Raw genomic sequence first — 17053 nt, 5'->3', positions numbered from 1 at the left:
CGCTGGCGGCGGGCCCAGCGCGGGCCCGCTGCCCGTTTCCCTCCCCTACCCCCGATCGTGACGCTAATATCCCCGCATCTTGCGTGCTATAGTGCCTCTTTTCGCTGATACGAGGTTCATGATGACTACGCCTGATGCTGTTGTTGTGCTCTGTACCGCGCCGGATGAAGCGACCGCCCAGGATCTGGCGGCAAAAGCGCTGGCGGACAAGCTGGCCGCCTGTGCCACGCTGCTGCCGGGCGCCACCTCGCTCTATTACTGGGAAGGGAAACTCGAGCAGGAGTATGAAGTTCAGATGCTGCTCAAAACCGACCTTGCCCATCAGCAGGCACTGCTGGATTGCCTGAAGTCTCACCACCCGTATCAAACCCCTGAACTGCTGGTTCTACCCGTCATTCATGGAGACAACGATTACCTCTCATGGCTTACCGCATCATTACGCTGATCCTGCTGCTGTGCAGCACGTCAGCCACCGCCGGGTTATTCGACGCGCCGGGGCGCTCGAACTTCGTGCCTGCTGACCAGGCCTTCGCCTTTGACTTTCAGCAGCAACAGCACGATGTCAACCTAAGCTGGCAAATCAAGGATGGTTACTATCTTTATCGTCAACAGTTTACCTTCCGCGCCGCCGGGGCGACGATCGACGAACCGGCGCTCCCGGCAGGAGAGTGGCATCAAGATGAGTTTTACGGCAAAAGCGAGATTTTCCGCCAGCGCCTGACCGTGCCGGTCACGGTGAAGCAGGCGGAGAAAGGCGCCACCCTCACCGTCACCTGGCAGGGCTGCGCCGATGCCGGATTCTGTTATCCACCGGAAACGAAGGTGGTCCCGCTGAGCGCCGTGCTGGCGGCTTCATCCGACGGTCAGGCAACCGCCATCGAGCCCGCGCCATCGGCGAGCAGCCGTCCGGCGTTCAACCCGCCGCTGCCGGTTGAGCCGCGACCGGCCCCGGAGCTCGCCACATCACCTGCGCCTGCCGCAGTGCCGCCTGCAGACACGCCTGCCCGCCTGCCCTTTACGGCGCTGTGGGCGCTGCTGATAGGTATTGGTATCGCCTTCACCCCCTGCGTGCTGCCGATGTACCCGCTGATTTCCGGCATTGTGCTGGGCGGAAAGCAGCGGCTTTCCACCGCGCGCGCCCTGCTGCTGGCCTTTATTTACGTCCAGGGGATGGCCTTAACCTACACCGCGCTGGGGCTGGTGGTGGCCGCCGCCGGTCTGCAGTTCCAGGCGGCCCTGCAGCACCCGTATGTCCTGGCAGGACTGTCGGTGGTATTTATTCTGCTGGCGCTCTCCATGTTCGGCCTGTTCACGCTCCAGCTGCCCTCGTCGCTGCAGACGCGGCTGGCGCTGCTCAGCAATAAGCGCCAGGGCGGCTCGCCCGGTGGCGTTTTCGCGATGGGCGCCATTGCCGGACTGATCTGCTCCCCATGCACCACCGCGCCGCTGAGCGCCATCCTGTTGTATATCGCCCAGAGCGGTAATCTCTGGCTGGGCGGCGGCACGCTGTACCTCTACGCGCTGGGCATGGGCCTGCCATTGATCCTCGTCACCGTATTTGGCAACCGTCTGCTGCCGAAGAGCGGCCCGTGGATGAGCCATGTGAAGACCGCCTTCGGGTTCGTGATCCTGGCTCTGCCCGTTTTCCTGCTGGAGCGCATTGTCGGCGACCCGTGGGGATTACGTCTGTGGTCAATGCTTGGCGTCGCCTTCTTCAGCTGGGCGTTTATCACCTCGCTGGGCGCTACCCGGCCGTGGATGCGGCTGGTACAAATCATCCTGCTTGCTGCCGCGCTGGTCAGCGCGCGGCCCCTGCAGGACTGGGCATTTGGCGCTCCGGCAGTCGAGCAGCAGGCGCATCTGACGTTCACCCGCGTCAACTCGGTGGCCGAGCTTAACCAGGCGCTGGCGCAGGCAAAAGGCCAACCGGTGATGCTCGATCTTTACGCCGACTGGTGCGTGGCGTGCAAAGAGTTTGAAAAATACACCTTTAGTTCACCTGACGTGCAGCAGGCGCTGAAAGGCACCGTGTTATTACAGATTGATGTGACGAAGAACAGCCCGCAAGACGTCGCGCTGCTGAAACACCTGCAGGTGCTCGGTCTGCCGACGATCTTGTTCTTCAACGCTGAGGGTCAGGAACAGCCTGAGCGGCGAGTCACCGGCTTTATGGATGCCGCGGCATTCAGCGCCCATTTGCGCGATTGGCAAGCGTGAGCGACACTTTAGGAGGAAAGATGGAGGAGAACACCGTGCTACGTGAAGACGTCCTGGCAGAAGCCATTAAAATTCTTGAAATTGAAGGTATCGCCAACACGTCGCTGGAGATGGTCGCTGAGCGCGTGTCCTGTCCGACGAGCGACCTGAAACGCTTCTGGCCCGATCGCGAAGCGCTGCTGTACGACGCGCTTCGCTATCTGAGCCAGCAGGTGGATGCCTGGCGCCGACAGTTGCTGCTGGACGACACCTTAAGCGCAGAGCAAAAGCTGCTGGCACGCTATGCCGCGCTCACCACCTGCGTTAGTAACCACCGCTACCCCGGCTGTCTGTTTATCGCCGCCTGCACCTTCTATCCCGATCCCCAGCACCCCATTCACCAGCTGGCGGAACAGCAGAAGCAGGCTTCGCTGGCCTATACTCATGAGCTGCTGACTCAGCTGGAGGTGGATGACCCGGAAATGGTCGCTAAACAGATGGAGCTGATCGTCGAGGGCTGCCTGAGCCGTCTGCTGATCAAGCGTAGCCAGACGGATGTGGATACGGCCCGGCGGCTGGCAGAAGATATTCTGCGCTTCGCCCAGTGTCGTATGGGCGGCGCCTTAACCTGATTCTGATATCCTAACCGCCACGTCGCGCCTATAATTTCCCCCTCACTGATTGCTGACAGGGATTGATATGCGCGCGTTCTTCTGGGCTGCCTGGCTGGGGCTGTGCTCCACGCCTCTGCTGGCGGCTCCCCTGCAAGGTTTTTCCTTTACGCAAAAAGACTGGGAGCTCGCCTGCGATAACACTGGCACCTGCCGGGCGGCGGGTTACGGCGTCCGCATGGGCGAGGTCAGCGTGCTGTTGACCCGCAACGCCGGCAGCGAACAGCACCTCGCCGCCACGGCCACCTTTGCGCAAATCGAGCACGATATCCCCGCCGACTCCACCGCTAGCCTGCTGATCGACGACCGGGATCTTGGCGCGCTGGACGCCCAGGACGACAGCCACTTCCGTCTGGACAGCGATCAGACTGCCGCCCTGCTACAGGCCCTGGCGAATCAGCGCAAAATCGAATTCACCCTGAACGGCCAGCACCTGCCGCTTTCCAGCGCCGGCAGCCGCGAGGTGCTGGGTAAAATGGATGCGTTTCAGCGACGCACTGGCACCGCCGACGCGCTGCTGGATAAAGGCGATGCCGGCGACGATGCCATTTTGCCAGCCACTGCCGCCCCGGAGATTATCGCCGCCCCGGTGATCCATAACGCGCAGCCGGTGGCGCTGAGCATACTTCAGCGTCAGAAGCTGCTGCCCTCCCTGACGCCGCTGCTGAACCAGCGCTGTGACGACTGGCAGAACCCGGCCATCCCGGCGGCAGAGCGCCAGATCACGCTGACCGCGCTGGATAAAACCCATTCTCTGGTGCAGGCGCTCTGCTGGCGAGCGCCCTATAACGACGGCTATGCGCTGTGGCTGGTCGATAACGCCCAGCTGAACAAGCCACGGTTGCTGACCACCGAGGCCTCGAGCTACGCCAACGGCACTATCGTCTTTTTGCACAAAGAACGGGGCATTGCCGACTGCCTAACCGGCGAAACCCGCGTCTGGGACGGTAAAACCTTTACCCCCAGCCTGAAGTACAGCACCGGTATGTGTCGGGAAATCACCCCCGGCGGCACCTGGATGCTGCCGACCTTTGTCAGCCAGGTGATCCCCAGGCAGCAGAAAGAGGCGGATAACCTCGCCCTGCGCACGCTGTATAACGCAGTGCTGAAAGCGCAAAAAAGCGATCCAGAATTGTCGCTGAATAAGGTCGCCGAGCAGTTTCCGTTAACCGGCCATATTACCGACTTCACGCTCACCTACGCCGATGACACCCTGGTTTCGACCAGCAAACCTTCCCCGGATATCAGCGATGACGAGTGGCAGGCGTTTCTGCGCTCCTCGATCAGCGCAGATTCAGAAAACGGTAAAGTCAGCTTTACCCTGATCGATCTCGACGGTGACGGCAAACGCGATCTGATCATCGACAGCTACGTGGGCGGCACCGGGCTCTTCAGCTACACCGGGGTGCTCCGGCGCGGCGATAATGACTTTGCCGCCGTCGACGGCAGCGACAGTGATAACGGCGATGATTTCGATGCCGGGGTGCCCGGCGCCCTCTTTTCTATCAATGGCCGCGGGGCTAACCAATGGAACCACTGGGTCAAAATCAACGGTCAGGTGTATGCCCTGTGGTACAACGGCCAGTTTGGCGAAGATAATCTCTACCTGCTGCGCCCGTTCAGCACTGCGAGCCAGACGCCCGCGGTGACGGTTCGCTATCGCTATACGCTGAACAGCATCCGCTCCCCGGAGAAAGACCAGCCGTTAACCCCACCCCTCAGCGACAGCGATAAAGCGGATCTGCTGCGTTCGCTGGAGGTCATGCAGGGCAGCCTGCTGAAAGACAAACCCGTCAGCGACAACGATGCGCCGATCTGCCCCATCCCACCGGGCACCTCCGCCGACGAGGCGGATAACTACTACAGCGGCGTCGCCATCAACTATATCTATGAGACAGTGGCCTATATTCCGGTCTGGCTGAACGGGAAGTGCTATATCGGCACTATTTTTAGCCACCATGGCGCCTATCGCCACGGCGTGGATGCGGAAATTACGCTGAGCTCCCCGCGCGAGGATGAAGAGGTCATTGGCGATTATATTATCTCCGGGTTGCGCCACGTAATCGCCATTACCAGCGGCTGGAAAACCCGCGAGGGTGATAACGGCATGCAGTGAAGTTAAGCCAAAACGCGCCTTTGAACGCAGAATTGCCGCAAAGATAAGCAATCGATAAGTAATTTAAGAAATTTGGTTGACGGGGTGGGCGGATTACGGTTTAATGCGCCCCGTTGCCCGGATAGCTCAGTCGGTAGAGCAGGGGATTGAAAATCCCCGTGTCCTTGGTTCGATTCCGAGTCCGGGCACCACTATTTAGAGAACCCAGCCTATGGCTGGGTTTTTGCTTTTCTACGATCGGACTCTCCATCGAACTCCGTTCGATTATTCGCCGTACAGCGGCTCACCCCTTCGGGGCCAGCGCGACAAGCGCGCTGTTCAACGCCTGCGGCGTTAGTCCGAGTCCGGGCACCACTATTTAAAGAACCCGCCCAAAAGGCGGGTTTTTGCTTTTCTGCATCCGGACTCTTCATCGAACTCCACTCTATGATCCCCTACCCGGCGGCGCTGCGCTTGCGCGGGCCTACGCTGTTTGAGCCTGCGGGGGGACCCGTAGGCCGGATAAGGCATTTATGCCGCCATCCGGCACAACCGCAGGTACGGCGTCTGATGTGTATCGCCCGGTGGCGCTGTGCTTGCGCGTGCCTACGCTGTTTGAACCTGTGGAGGACCCGTAGGTCGGATAAGGCATTTATGCCGCCATCAGGCACAACCGCGGGTACGCCGTCTGATGTGTATCGCCCGGCGGCGCTGCGCTTGCACGGGCCTACGCTGTTTGAACCTGTGGGGGACCCGTAGGCCGGATAAGACGAAGCCGTCAGGCAAACGCCATGAAGAAAGGGATTACTCGGCGGCCGTTTTCCCTTTGCCGGGCAGCCTGAACGCTTCGCCATAGGGCTTCGCGATACCCATGCGATATTGCGTCTCTTTGGCCGCCTGGTGGAGGTCGGCAAACTCCTCTTTCGGCGCTGGCGGACGTTGCGCCTTTTTCAGACACTGATTACGATGGTGACGGATCCACTCTCTGTCATCATCGTTCAGGCAGCGCTGCATCACCTCAATCCATCTGGATGCCGCCCGACGGTAGAGCCCACTCGCCTCTAACCGTTCAGCAATACTGTCCCTTATTCTCATCCACCTCGCTCCTCTGATGCTTTCACGATATCCCATGGTATTCCGACACCTGGGCCGGAATACCATGGTAGAGTTAATTTATGACAAAACTATTCCTGTGCAGCGCAAGGAATATATTCATTATAATAATCGCTGTGCATAGCAAACCGCATTCGCGGTAATTACTTCCAAAGAGCTCCGGAATTATATGTCGAATGCCGCCATGGATACCGGATGGTATCGACGGTTGTACCTATCAATAGCTATTTAATTTATTATATTTCCGTTATCAAATACCTTGCGATGTCATCTACTCCCTGTACAACCAAGCCTCATGGCGACCTAACGGAGTGCTCCAGCAGTTTATTTCTGAAGATAAATAAGCAGGCTTCATTAAAATTATCTAACCCCAGTCGCTCATAAAGCGCAGTGCGCTTCCGGTAAAGGCTTTTTACCGAGGTATTCAGATTCACCGCCACCTCCTCCATGGTCATACCCGCCCCAAGCAAACGTAGCATTAACTGTTCAGACAAACTTAAGCGCAGATCGTCAAACCACTCTTTGGTCAGCCGCTTGCTCTTCATCTCCAGAAAAAGCCCAAATAATGTCGCCATATCGGCGGGTGATAATGACATGTTTAAAAACGATTTCAGACTCAGTAAATGCTCTTCCCGATGGCGCATATCGAGGACGATACAACATATTCGCTTTCTGGATTGTGCCGCCTCCATCACCAGGTAATCGTAATGACAAAGCGGCGAACGGCTATCAACCAGCAGAGAGACCTCATCAACCTCATTATCTAAAATCGTTTTTCCGCTAGAATCTAACTGAATGATATCAGGAAAGAAATTCTTAACCCCTTGAAAAAGATAGTAATCCTGAGTAACCAATATCATTGAAGTTGCCACAAATCGTCCCTTTAACATTTAATCAACAAATTCTCGTCAACCAGACGTTTTCCTTCCCCCTTTGGACGCTTCGCATGGCGGTAAAAATAACGAGACCTGTGATTTTTCATTAGCGCGGCATCTGACTCTGGCTGTGAAAACCCTCCTTGCGTTCTGATGGAAAATAAACGGATTAATTATAAATAAAAAAAATCCACAGAAAAGATGCTTTTTTTGGCATTGAGAATTTTTGTCAGAAATCATCTTAAATATCCAGTAAAAACCACCAACCTCTTCACAATATAAGCAGCACATCAATTTTGAAACAAAATTCCAACCCTCTCTCTTTTTTATTTATTTCAGTAAGTTAAAGAAACCAACTTCAACAACGCCGCTCGAATTAAGTCGATTTTACAGAATTATCTTAAAACGCAGCTCATCATTTATCCATATTTATCCGCTGCCGTATCGGGTATAAATTATCCATTCAATTATCAACAGGAGATATGTTTATTAGTTTGCAATAAGTCATTCACCCGCAGTGCCAGTCAGCTAAATGGGACCATCCTCATCCTTTAACTCACCGTCAAAGGACGGTCGTGTTGTGCAATGGATTCTTGATGAACATATGGCAAATAGAAATGGAAAGATCACCTTATTCAAATACGTTATTGTTTAATCGCAACACGAAACTCTCGCTGTCAATCGGCTTGCTTTTGCTCTTCCCGGCGCTGGTTCAGGGAGCAGATTCGCTCTATGACCAGCAGATCCTGCAAGCGCGTCAAGGCCAGTACGCCCCCTTTCTCTCTTATCTTCAGCAGTACCAGCTGCGGCATGCCTTAACCCCTTCTCAGGTGGCGGACTGGCTGCAGGTAGCTCTCTGGGCCGGCCAGGACGATGAAGTGGTGAAAGTCTGGCGACGCTACCAAGTCTATATGCCGCTTCCCGCACGCGGTACCGCCGCGGCGGCACAGGCCCTGCGTAACCAGAAACAGTGGCAAGCCTCGCTCACCCTCTGGCAGCAGGCTCTCAGCCAGGCCCCTGACAGTGACGATTATCGTATCGGCTATATCAAAACGCTGGCCGATGCCCGCAAGGACGGCGAGGCGCTCAGCGAAGCGCGTCGCCTGGTGACGGAGCAGGCGAGCGTTGCGCACCTGCAGACGCTCTCTTATGTCTACCTGCGGCTTGGCAAAAGCTGGGACCAGCTGTTGGTTGACACGCAGATCCTCGATCGCGAACCGCAAAACAAAGCCGCGCTGGCCAGCCTGATGGCGACCCTTACCCGCAACCGGATCGATTCCCCTGCTCTCGGCCTGGCGGATAGCGTCGAACTGACGCCTGCGGAAAAGCGCAATCTGCAGTTGAACGCCGCCGCCGAACTGGTGCGCCTTGCCGATACCCCTTCCCGCGAAGAAAACGCGCGTTACGCGCTGGCCCGCACGGCGCTCACGCAGTATGACGCGATGATTGCCGCCTGGCACCCCGACCCACAGGCTGCGCCCGACATCATCCGGGCGCGCATTGATCGTCTGGGTGCGCTGTACGCCAATGCAGATTACGCGCAGGTCATCCGTGAATACCAAAATCTCATCGCGCAGCAGCAGACCGTTCCCGACTGGGCCATCGGCTGGGTCATCTCCTCTTATATCGCCCTTAAGCAAATTGAGCCTGCGCTGACGCTTATTCACCAGCATCCCTCGTGGCTGACAAGCCAACAGAATGAGGAACACGAGCTTTTCTACGCCCTGCTGGACACCGGTCAGTACCCGGCGGCCCAACAGTATGTCGCCCGCCTCACCCGGAATGCACCCTACATCCGTCGTCTCTACGGTTCGCCGACGCCGCAGCCGAATGACGACTGGCTCACCGCACAGTCGCTTAACGTGCACTATTTAGCGGCCACCAACGCCCTGCCGCAGGCCGAAGCCCGGATGCAGCGCCTGGCGGCAACGGCCCCCGGCAATCAGGGCCTGCAGATAGATTATGCCGCCCTTCTGCAGGACAGAGGGCTACCGCGAGCCGCCGAAAGCCAGCTAAAAGCAGCGGAATATCTGGAACCCGCCAGCCTGCAGCTGGAGCGCCAGCAGGCCTGGGTCGCCCTCGATCTGCAGGAGTGGCGGCAAATGGATCTGCTGACTGACGACGTCGTCGCCCGCTCGCCACGGGATCTGAATACCCAGCGCCTGGCCAGAGCGCGCGAGGTCCATCATCTTTCCGAACTTCGCCTGAGCGTTGGCAAAGGGCTGCACTCCGACAACCCGGTGAGCGGCACCCACGACCTCAGTTTTGAGACGGCGATCTACAGCCCGCCGCTAGCCGACAGCTGGCGGTTGTTCGGCGGGCACCGCTTCGCTGAAGGCAATTTTGAAGAGGGGAAAGGCAGCCGTCGCCAGCTGTTCGCCGGCGTTGAATGGCGCCCGCGCGACTACTGGGGCGAGCTTGAACTCTCCAGCGTCAATTTTCACGGCGAGAACAAGCCCGGCGTCCGCCTTTCCGCCGCCCACGACGTCAGCGATCGCTGGCAGCTGGGCGGCGAACTGGAGCGGATTTCGCAGCAGACTCCGCTGCGCGCATTACGCAACGGCGTCAGCGCCAACCGCGGCGAAGGCTGGCTGCGCTGGTATCAAAACGAACGCCGGGAGTACCGCGTCAGCGTGGCCGCCAGCCGGTTTACCGACCACAACCGCCGCCAGGAGTACACCCTCTCCGGTAAAGAGCGCCTCTGGCAGACGGCGTGGTTAACGCTGGATCTGCAGCCCGGTCTGTCGGCCAGCGCCAATAGCCGCACCGACACCGCCTACTACAGTCCGGCACGGGACCTCGCCGCCACCGCGGCGCTGGCCGTCGATCACACGCTTTACCAGCGCTATGACACCGTCTGGAGCCAGCAGCTGCTCGCCGGCGGCGGCAGCTACTGGCAAAAAAATCACGCCGCCGGGGCGATCACGGTGCTGGGTTATGGGCAGCGCCTGCGCTGGAACAACGTCGTCGACACCGGGGTGATGCTGAACTGGGACAAACGCCCCTACGACGGTAAACGCGAAAACAACCTCGCCATCACTCTTGATGCAACTATACGGTTTTAAGGATGACCATGCTGAACACGACCCTGCGCAACGGCCTGATGCTTCTCGTCTGGCTGTGCCTTATCTTCAGCGTGCGTGCTGAGGAAGTCCCCTTCCTCGCCCCGCAGCAGCGCCCCCAACCGGAGGCCAATCAACCCTGGCCGGCGGATCGCTTTCTGGTGCTGGCCTACCATGACGTCGAAGACGATGCCGCCGACCAGCGTTATCTTTCAGTGCGCACCAGTGCGCTCAACGAGCAGATCGCCTGGCTGCTGCATCACGGCTACCATGCGGTGAGCGTCCAGGACATTCTCGATGCACACCATGGCATTAAGCCGCTGCCGGCCAGGGCTTTTCTTCTCAGCTTCGACGATGGCTATAGCAGCTTTTACACCCGCGTCTGGCCGCTACTTAAAGCCTGGAATGTTCCGGCGCTGTGGGCGCCGGTGGGCAGCTGGGTGGACACTCCCGCTGACCAGCCCGTTAATTTTGGCGGCCTGATGACGCCGCGCGAGCGCTTCGCTACCTGGGAGATGGTGCGCGAGCTCAGCCGCTCGCCGCTGGTGGAGATCGGCGCGCACACCTGGGCCTCGCACTACGGTCTGCCGGCCAATCCGCAGGGCAGCCGCGAGCCCGCCGCCGCCAACCGCGGCTGGGATAAAACCACCGGCCGCTATGAAAGCGACGCGCAGTTTACCCGGCGCATGGCCGATGACGTGCAGAAAGTGACGGCGAAAATCCACGAGGTCGCCGGGAAAGCGCCGCGCGCCTGGGTGTGGCCCTATGGCGCCGCCAGCGGCAGCACCCTGGCTATCGCCAAACAGCAGGGGTATCAGCTGGCGTTTACGCTGAACGACGGCCTGGGCAATGTGAAAGATCTGGACAATATTCCGCGCATGCTGATCGCCGGTAACCCGTCGATCAAGGCCTTTGCCAACGCCGTAACCCAGATTCAGGAAGCCGATCCTGTTCGGGTGATGCATGTGGATCTGGACTATGTCTATGACCCCAATCCCGTCCAGCAGGCGAAAAATATCGATAAGCTGGTGCAGCGCGTCTATGACATGAAAATCAGCCATGTCTTTCTGCAGGCCTTTTCCGACCCGCAGGGCGACGGCACGGTCAAGTCGCTCTATTTCCCCAACCGCTGGCTGCCGATGCGCGCCGACCTGTTTAACTTCGTCTCCTGGCAGTTGCAGACCCGCGGCGGGGTGAAGGTGTATGCCTGGATGCCGGTGCTGGCCTTCGATCTCTCGTCCGATCTGCCGCGCGTTCAGCGCTGGGATCCGCAAACCGGGAAGGCGTTACTTGCCCGCCAGCCGTACGTCCGTCTGTCGCCCTGGGATCCCCGGGTTCGCCAGCGGATCACCGACATCTACGAAGATCTGGCCCGGCACGCCAGCTTCAGCGGGATTCTGTTTCACGATGACGCCGTGCTGACCGATTTTGAAGACGTGAGCCCGGAGGCGGTCGCCGCCTGGCGGCAGACGGGTCTGGGGCACGATGCCGGCCCGGTGCCCCAACGTCCGCAAGAGCGCCAGGCATGGATGCGTTTCAAAAGCCAAACCCTGACCCGCTTCACTCTGGATCTACGCCAGGCGGTGCAGGCCATCCGCGGCCCGCAGGTGAAAACGGCGCGTAATCTCTTCGCCCTGCCGATCCTGGAGCCGCAGAGCGAAGCCTGGTTCGCGCAGAATCTGGATGACTTCCTTGCCGCCTATGACTGGACGGTACCCATGGCGATGCCGCTGATGGAGTCCGTACCGATTGACGCCAGCCAGGCCTGGCTGACGCGGCTGGTCCAGGCCGTCGCCAGCCACCCGGGCGCGCTGAAGAAAACCATCTTTGAACTGCAGGCCCGAGACTGGAACCGACGCCAGCAAAACGCCATTCCCGACCAGCAGCTGGCGGACTGGATGCGTTTGCTGCGGCTGAACGGCGTCAAAAACTACGGCTACTACCCTGACGATTTTATTAACAACCAGCCTGATATCTCCCGTATCAGGCCGCAATTTTCTTCCTGGTGGTACCCTGACCATGACTGATCGCATTATCGCATTGTGCATTTTATGCCTCGTATTCGGGCTGCCGTTAGGCGTCGCAGCGGTATTTACCGGCGAGCTTATCCTCGACTTTGTCTTTTTCTGGCCGCTGTTTATGTCAGTGCTGTGGATCACCGGGGGCCTTTATTTCTGGTTTCAGCTGGAACGCCACTGGCCGTGGGGGGAGGATACCCCGCCGCCGACGCTGCCGGGCAATCCGCTGATTTCGATCCTGATCCCTTGTTTTAACGAGGAGAAAAACGCTCGGGAAACCATCAGCGCGGCGCTGGCCCAGCGTTACGCCAATCTCGAAGTGATCGCCATTAACGACGGCTCTTCGGACAACACCGCCCAGGTGCTCCAGCAGCTGGCGCAGGAGGAGCCGAGGCTGCGGGTGATCCACCTTGCCGCCAATCAGGGAAAAGCGGTAGCGCTCAAAGCAGGCGCCGCCGCCGCCCGCGGCGATCTGCTGGTCTGCATCGATGGCGACGCCCTGCTGGACCGGGATACCGCGGCCTGGCTGGTCGCGCCGTTGATCCACTATCCGCACGTCGGGGCGGTCACCGGCAATCCGCGGATCCGCACCCGATCCACGCTGATCGGCCGCATTCAGGTGGGTGAGTTCTCGTCGATCATTGGGCTTATCAAGCGGACGCAGCGGATCTATGGCCGGGTCTTTACCGTCTCCGGTGTGATTGCCGCCTTCCGGCGCCAGGCGCTGGCGGACGTCGGCTACTGGAGCCCGGATATGATCACCGAAGATATTGATATCAGCTGGAAGCTTCAGCTCCGCCACTGGGACATCTTTTTCGAGCCGCGGGCGCTGTGCTGGATCCTGATGCCGGAGACCCTCAAAGGGTTATGGAAGCAGCGTCTGCGCTGGGCGCAGGGCGGCGCGGAGGTTTTTCTGGTCAACCTCCGTCGCCTGTTTCACTGGGAGCATCATCGGATGTGGCCGCTGTTTCTGGAGTATGCCTGCTCCACGCTGTGGGCCTTTGCCTACGCGGTTACCATTCTGCTGTTTATCCTCAGCCGCCTGATGCCGCTGCCTGACAATCTGGCGGTGCACAGCCTGTTTCCGCCGGAGTTCACCGGCATGCTGCTTGGCGTGATGTGCCTGCTGCAGTTCGTCGCCAGTCTGTATATCGAGCGACGCTACGAGAAAAAGGTCGCCAAATCACTGTTCTGGGTGATCTGGTTCCCGATGGTCTACTGGATGATCGGCCTGCTGACCACGCTGGTCGCTTTTCCGAAAGTGATGGTGAAACGTCAACGTTCCCGCGCGCGCTGGGTGAGTCCGGACCGGGGAAAAGGAAGCCTGTGATGAATGAAAATACGCTCATCTTAACCGAACACCGTGTGCTGCCCCGGCTGGTCGACGCCGGTTTAACGCTGCTGGCCTGGCTCGGTTTTCTGTTCTTTCTGTACGCCAATTTGCTGATGCAGTTCATCGCGCCGCCCTCTCCGCGCTGGGAGTCGCTGATGGCTTCACTGAATACGGCGCTGGTGTATCTGCTGATTGCCGCGCTGAACGGCTGGCTGTTGATCCTCTGGTATCATTACAACCGGCGCCGCGCTCGCACCCGGCATCATACCGCGGTGCTCACCCTGCGACATGATGAGCTGGCGAGCAGCTTTAACGTTGCGCCGCAAATTATCTCGGAGATGAGCCGCTATAATTTGCTCACCGTTTACCACGATCAAATCGGGCAGATTATTGATTTAAAAAGCCACGCGTTACCGCCGCCGCAGGAAGAGAGCGAGCGCGCATGAGAGCAAGGCCGCCGTCGGCGGCCTGTATGGGTTACGACGCCGGGGATCAGCCGCCGGCTTTTTTGATGGCGGCTTCCAGCGAAGCCTGATCCGCCAGCCCCGGGAAGACGGTGATGCTGGCTTCCGTGGCGCCGGTGGTCGGCATCACGATCACGCCCGGCGTACCGCTCAGACCAATCTCCTGCGCCAGATCGTTAATGCTCTGCAGCACCGGTTCGACGTCGGTGGCCTTCTTCGCATCAAAGCCGGCTTTCTTCGCCTGCTGCTGGATATCCGCCGTCGTCAGCTTACCTTCGTTATGGCCGGTAGCGTAAATCCCGTTATGGTAGGCCAGATAGGCATCCGCCCCTTTCTGCTGATAGATCTGCAGGCCGGTTTTTGCCGCCTCCAGCGAGCTTTCCCAGCGGCCGCCGAAAATCGGCCACTCTTTAAAGGCGAAGCGGGTCTGCGGGTGCGCTTTAATCACCTGCTCCATCACCGGCGCCAGACGGCTGCAGTACACGCACTGGTAGTCGAAGAATTCGATCACCGTGACTTTGCCGTTGGCCGGGCCGTAGGTCGGGGTATTTTTATCCTGGGTCAATACAGCCGCGTTTTTCAGCACTGCCTGAGTGGCCGCGCTGGCCTGCTGTTCAGCCTGTATTTGCTGCAATTTCTGGCTCGCCTGCAGGAGGACTTCCGGGTGGGCGACCAGGTAGTCGGCGGCGATTTTGCCGATTTTCGCCTCCTGTTCCGGGGTGAAAGTCGCCGGCGCGTCAGCGGCAGAGGCCATCGCCGGCAGTAAGACAGCGCTCAGCAGGGCGACAGAGAGGTATTTCTTGTGGCCAGACATAGTGGGGATCCTTGCGATAAGTGAACGGCAGGTGAGTCTGGGTGACAAAATATCACCCTTTTTCGCCGAAGCCTTGCCCAACGGCGCGTTGATTCGTAACTTTATTTTTCAGGCACGCTTTTCCCGCGCGACGGCGTGGGTCTGCGTCAGTGGTCAATGCGCCCCAGGCGGAGTACCCTGCGCAGCGGTTTTTCTTGCTCTTTTTTCAGGTGGTTTCTCTCGAAATGAATGCGTTACTCCAACAATGGGACATGGCGGTGATTATGCTGCAGATTGTCGCCATCGATTTACTGCTGGGCGGCGATAACGCCGTGGTGATAGCCATGGCTTGCCGCAAACTGCCGCCACAAAAGCGCACCAAAGCGATCATCATCGGTACCGTGGGGGCGATCCTGGCGCGCGTGCTGCTGCTGGCACTCGCCCTGTATCTCCTGTCGCTGCCGTGGCTGAAAATAGTCGGCGCGTTGCTCCTGCTGTGGATTGGTATGAAGCTGGTGAGTAATGAGGAAGAAGAGAGCGAGGTCGGCAGCTCCGCGAGCCTGTGGCGCACCGCGATCACCATCACCGTCGCCGATGTGATCATGTCGCTGGATAATGTGTTGGCGGTCGCTGCGGCGGGGAAAGGGCACATTGCGCTGGTCGCCCTCGGCGTGGCGATCAGCATTCCGATTATCGTCGCGGGCAGTAAACTGGTCCTGGTCCTGCTCACCCGCTTTCCCGCCGTGGTGCTGTTGGGCGGAATGCTCATCGGCTGGATTGCCGGCTCAATGCTGGTCAGCGATCCCACCATTCAGCAACTGTTTCCCGCCGCCGGGGACGGCACCGCGCGCGTGGCTGGCGCCGTCGGCGCGCTGCTGGTGCTGTTTGAAGGATGGCGCCGCCGCCCACGGCCGCAGGCGAAAGAGTAGCCTCGCCCACGACGCCGCCGACCCCGACGGCGTCAAGTTTCCGCCACTTTTCTTCCCCTTCAGGGCGCATTTGCCCTACGCTTTATACTGACGCCTGTTCCAGGGAATATGTAACCACCGCACTGAGCATAGATGAGATAAAATCATGGAATTGAAGGATTATTATGCCATTCTCGGGGTGCAACCAACCGACGATCTGAAAACTATCAAGACCGCCTACCGCCGCCTGGCGCGCAAATATCACCCCGACGTCAGTAAAGAAAGCGATGCCGAAGCCAAATTCAAGGATCTCGCCGAAGCCTGGGAAGTCCTGAAAGATGAGCAGCGGCGCGCCGAATACGATCAGCTCTGGCAGCATCGCAACGATCCCGGCTTCGGTCGCCAGCAGCAGACACACGAGCAGAGCTACAGCCAGCAAGATTTCGACGACATATTCTCCTCCATGTTTGGCCAGCAGGCGCATCAGCGTCGCCGTCAGCATGCCGCACGCGGCCACGATCTGGAGATCGAAGTGGCGGTGTTCCTTGAAGAGACGCTGGCCGAGCAGACCCGCACCATCAGCTATAACCTGCCGGTGTACAACGTGTTTGGCATGATCGAAAGTGAAACGCCGAAAACGCTGAATGTGAAGATCCCCGCCGGGGTAGTCGATGGTCAGCGTATCCGTCTGAAAGGCCAGGGAACGCCGGGCGAAAACGGCGGCCCGAACGGCGATCTGTGGCTGGTTATCCACATCGCCCCGCATCCGCTGTTCGATATTGTCGGCCATAACCTGGAGATCGTCCTGCCGCTGGCGCCATGGGAGGCCGCGCTGGGTGCGAAAGTCACGGTGCCCACCCTGAAAGAGAGCATTCTGCTGACGGTGCCGCCGGGCAGTCAGGCAGGGCAGCGACTGCGTATCAAGGGCAAAGGGCTGGTGAGCAAAACCCACACTGGCGATTTGTTCGCCGTCATCAAAATTGTCATGCCGCCAAAACCAGATGAAAAAGCGCGTGAGCTCTGGCAACAATTGGCCGCCGCCGAAGCCAGCTTCGATCCGCGTAAGACATGGGGGAAAGCCTGATGGCTACAGTAACAGTGACGTTTACCATTACCGAATTGTGCCTGCGTACCGGGGTATCGGAAGAGGAGCTGACGGAGATCGTCGGCTTGGGGATGATTGAACCGCACCAGCCGCAGGCGGAAACCTGGCTATTCGACGACAGCGCGGTGACGATTGTCCATCGCGCGGTGCGCCTGCGTAACGAGCTGGAGCTGGACTGGCCGGGGATCGCGGTGGCGCTGACCCTGCTGGATGAGAACGCGCGGCTGACCCGCGAAAATCGCCTGCTGCAGCAGCGCCTGGCCCGCTTCCTCGCCCACGGATAGGGGCGACATCCCGGGTGGCAGCGTTCCGCCTTCGTGCCGGATGGCGGCTACGCCTTATCCGGCCTACAAACTAAGCGCAGCGCAAGCCGGGGAATTTCCCGGGTCGCGGCGTTCCGCCTTACCCGGGCTACCGGAC

The 17053-nt window shown here is 59.2% G+C and carries 14 protein-coding genes, 1 tRNA gene and 2 pseudogenes; 13 read left to right on the top strand and 4 right to left on the bottom strand.

The genetic code is table 11. The features are described 5' to 3' along the window. Positions 1-121 precede the first annotated feature (121 nt). From cutA to A1WC_RS23570, 5 genes are all read left to right on the top strand, one after another. On the top strand, positions 122-445 hold the full coding sequence (gene cutA / locus A1WC_RS23550) for a divalent cation tolerance protein CutA (protein ID WP_008807222.1): 324 nt from the start codon (positions 122-124) through the stop codon (positions 443-445). Continuing rightward, positions 421-2217, top strand: coding sequence for a protein-disulfide reductase DsbD (locus tag A1WC_RS23555; protein ID WP_016160131.1), 1797 nt, complete (start codon positions 421-423; stop codon positions 2215-2217). Before cutA ends, A1WC_RS23555 begins: the two co-directional genes overlap by 25 nt. A gap of 35 nt (positions 2218-2252) precedes the next feature. Beyond that, positions 2253-2828, top strand: a complete 576-nt coding sequence (locus tag A1WC_RS23560; RefSeq protein ID WP_032691323.1) for a transcriptional regulator — start codon at positions 2253-2255, stop codon at positions 2826-2828. Between the two features lie 67 nt (positions 2829-2895). Further along, the gene (locus A1WC_RS23565) at positions 2896-4983 is read left to right on the top strand and encodes a DUF1176 domain-containing protein (RefSeq protein ID WP_016160130.1); all 2088 of its coding nucleotides are present in this window, start codon (positions 2896-2898) and stop codon (positions 4981-4983) included. 115 nt (positions 4984-5098) lie between these two features. Continuing rightward, positions 5099-5174: transfer RNA gene (locus tag A1WC_RS23570), tRNA-Phe, on the top strand. Positions 5175-5766: 592 nt separating this feature from the next. On the opposite strand, the gene A1WC_RS23575 is transcribed toward A1WC_RS23570, so the two are convergent. Next, positions 5767-6057, bottom strand: coding sequence for a PerC family transcriptional regulator (locus tag A1WC_RS23575; RefSeq protein ID WP_008807226.1), 291 nt, complete (start codon positions 6055-6057; stop codon positions 5767-5769). Positions 6058-6251: 194 nt separating this feature from the next. Here A1WC_RS23575 and A1WC_RS27750 point away from each other — a divergent pair. Continuing rightward, positions 6252-6371 (top strand): annotated as a pseudogene (locus tag A1WC_RS27750) (hypothetical protein); the annotation flags it as partial. Here the strand turns inward: A1WC_RS27750 and A1WC_RS23580 are convergent. Beyond that, a complete protein-coding gene (locus A1WC_RS23580) occupies positions 6369-6935 on the bottom strand; it encodes a helix-turn-helix transcriptional regulator (RefSeq protein ID WP_012969132.1) in 567 nt (188 codons plus the stop codon). The pseudogene A1WC_RS27750 and the gene A1WC_RS23580 overlap by 3 nt on opposite strands. Before the next feature lie 632 nt (positions 6936-7567). Between A1WC_RS23580 and pgaA the strand changes: the two genes are divergently transcribed. The 4 genes from pgaA to pgaD are packed head-to-tail and all read left to right on the top strand — an operon-like array spanning position 7568 to position 13809. Further along, positions 7568-10015, top strand: a complete 2448-nt coding sequence (pgaA, locus tag A1WC_RS23585) for a poly-beta-1,6 N-acetyl-D-glucosamine export porin PgaA (RefSeq protein ID WP_172437954.1) — start codon at positions 7568-7570, stop codon at positions 10013-10015. An 8-nt stretch (positions 10016-10023) separates the two neighbouring features. Beyond that, the gene (pgaB, locus tag A1WC_RS23590) at positions 10024-12039 is read left to right on the top strand and encodes a poly-beta-1,6-N-acetyl-D-glucosamine N-deacetylase PgaB (RefSeq protein WP_016160128.1); all 2016 of its coding nucleotides are present in this window, start codon (positions 10024-10026) and stop codon (positions 12037-12039) included. Then, complete coding sequence (gene pgaC, locus A1WC_RS23595; RefSeq protein ID WP_008807230.1) at positions 12032-13360, top strand: poly-beta-1,6-N-acetyl-D-glucosamine synthase; 1329 nt, start codon at positions 12032-12034, stop codon at positions 13358-13360. Before pgaB ends, pgaC begins: the two co-directional genes overlap by 8 nt. Then, positions 13360-13809, top strand: coding sequence for a poly-beta-1,6-N-acetyl-D-glucosamine biosynthesis protein PgaD (gene pgaD, locus A1WC_RS23600; protein ID WP_008807231.1), 450 nt, complete (start codon positions 13360-13362; stop codon positions 13807-13809). Before pgaC ends, pgaD begins: the two co-directional genes overlap by 1 nt. Before the next feature lie 46 nt (positions 13810-13855). On the opposite strand, the gene A1WC_RS23605 is transcribed toward pgaD, so the two are convergent. Then, a complete protein-coding gene (locus A1WC_RS23605; RefSeq protein ID WP_008807232.1) occupies positions 13856-14641 on the bottom strand; it encodes a DsbA family protein in 786 nt (261 codons plus the stop codon). Positions 14642-14865: 224 nt separating this feature from the next. Here A1WC_RS23605 and A1WC_RS23610 point away from each other — a divergent pair, with 224 nt between their 5' ends. Next, positions 14866-15549, top strand: a complete 684-nt coding sequence (locus A1WC_RS23610; RefSeq protein WP_008807233.1) for a TerC family protein — start codon at positions 14866-14868, stop codon at positions 15547-15549. Here A1WC_RS23610 and A1WC_RS27745 read toward each other — a convergent pair. Continuing rightward, positions 15512-15619: pseudogene (locus A1WC_RS27745) on the bottom strand (hypothetical protein); the annotation flags it as partial. The gene A1WC_RS23610 and the pseudogene A1WC_RS27745 sit on opposite strands and share 38 nt — an antisense overlap. A gap of 75 nt (positions 15620-15694) precedes the next feature. On the opposite strand from A1WC_RS27745, the gene cbpA reads away from it, so the two are divergent. Beyond that, on the top strand, positions 15695-16612 hold the full coding sequence (gene cbpA / locus A1WC_RS23615; protein ID WP_008807234.1) for a curved DNA-binding protein: 918 nt from the start codon (positions 15695-15697) through the stop codon (positions 16610-16612). After that, the gene (cbpM, locus tag A1WC_RS23620) at positions 16612-16917 is read left to right on the top strand and encodes a chaperone modulator CbpM (protein WP_012543142.1); all 306 of its coding nucleotides are present in this window, start codon (positions 16612-16614) and stop codon (positions 16915-16917) included. Before cbpA ends, cbpM begins: the two co-directional genes overlap by 1 nt. Positions 16918-17053: the final 136 nt, after the last annotated feature.

Source organism: Klebsiella sp. KTE92, assembly GCF_000398905.1.
GTDB lineage: Bacteria > Pseudomonadota > Gammaproteobacteria > Enterobacterales > Enterobacteriaceae > Klebsiella > Klebsiella variicola.
This window is presented reverse-complemented; position numbering and strand designations above follow the sequence as displayed.

Bases quoted from the DNA above. Each gene is read 5' to 3' on its own strand.
- cutA (WP_008807222.1), top strand. From the start codon at position 122: ATGACTACGCCTGATGCTGTTGTTGTGCTCTGTACCGCGCCGGATGAA.
- A1WC_RS23555 (WP_016160131.1), top strand. From the start codon at position 421: ATGGCTTACCGCATCATTACGCTGATCCTGCTGCTGTGCAGCACGTCA.
- A1WC_RS23565 (WP_016160130.1), top strand. From the start codon at position 2,896: ATGCGCGCGTTCTTCTGGGCTGCCTGGCTGGGGCTGTGCTCCACGCCT.
- A1WC_RS23575 (WP_008807226.1), bottom strand. From the start codon at position 6,057: ATGAGAATAAGGGACAGTATTGCTGAACGGTTAGAGGCGAGTGGGCTC.
- A1WC_RS23580 (WP_012969132.1), bottom strand. From the start codon at position 6,935: ATGATATTGGTTACTCAGGATTACTATCTTTTTCAAGGGGTTAAGAAT.
- pgaA (WP_172437954.1), top strand. From the start codon at position 7,568: ATGGAAAGATCACCTTATTCAAATACGTTATTGTTTAATCGCAACACG.
- pgaB (WP_016160128.1), top strand. From the start codon at position 10,024: ATGCTGAACACGACCCTGCGCAACGGCCTGATGCTTCTCGTCTGGCTG.
- pgaC (WP_008807230.1), top strand. From the start codon at position 12,032: ATGACTGATCGCATTATCGCATTGTGCATTTTATGCCTCGTATTCGGG.
- pgaD (WP_008807231.1), top strand. From the start codon at position 13,360: ATGAATGAAAATACGCTCATCTTAACCGAACACCGTGTGCTGCCCCGG.
- A1WC_RS23605 (WP_008807232.1), bottom strand. From the start codon at position 14,641: ATGTCTGGCCACAAGAAATACCTCTCTGTCGCCCTGCTGAGCGCTGTC.
- A1WC_RS23610 (WP_008807233.1), top strand. From the start codon at position 14,866: ATGAATGCGTTACTCCAACAATGGGACATGGCGGTGATTATGCTGCAG.
- cbpA (WP_008807234.1), top strand. From the start codon at position 15,695: ATGGAATTGAAGGATTATTATGCCATTCTCGGGGTGCAACCAACCGAC.
- cbpM (WP_012543142.1), top strand. From the start codon at position 16,612: ATGGCTACAGTAACAGTGACGTTTACCATTACCGAATTGTGCCTGCGT.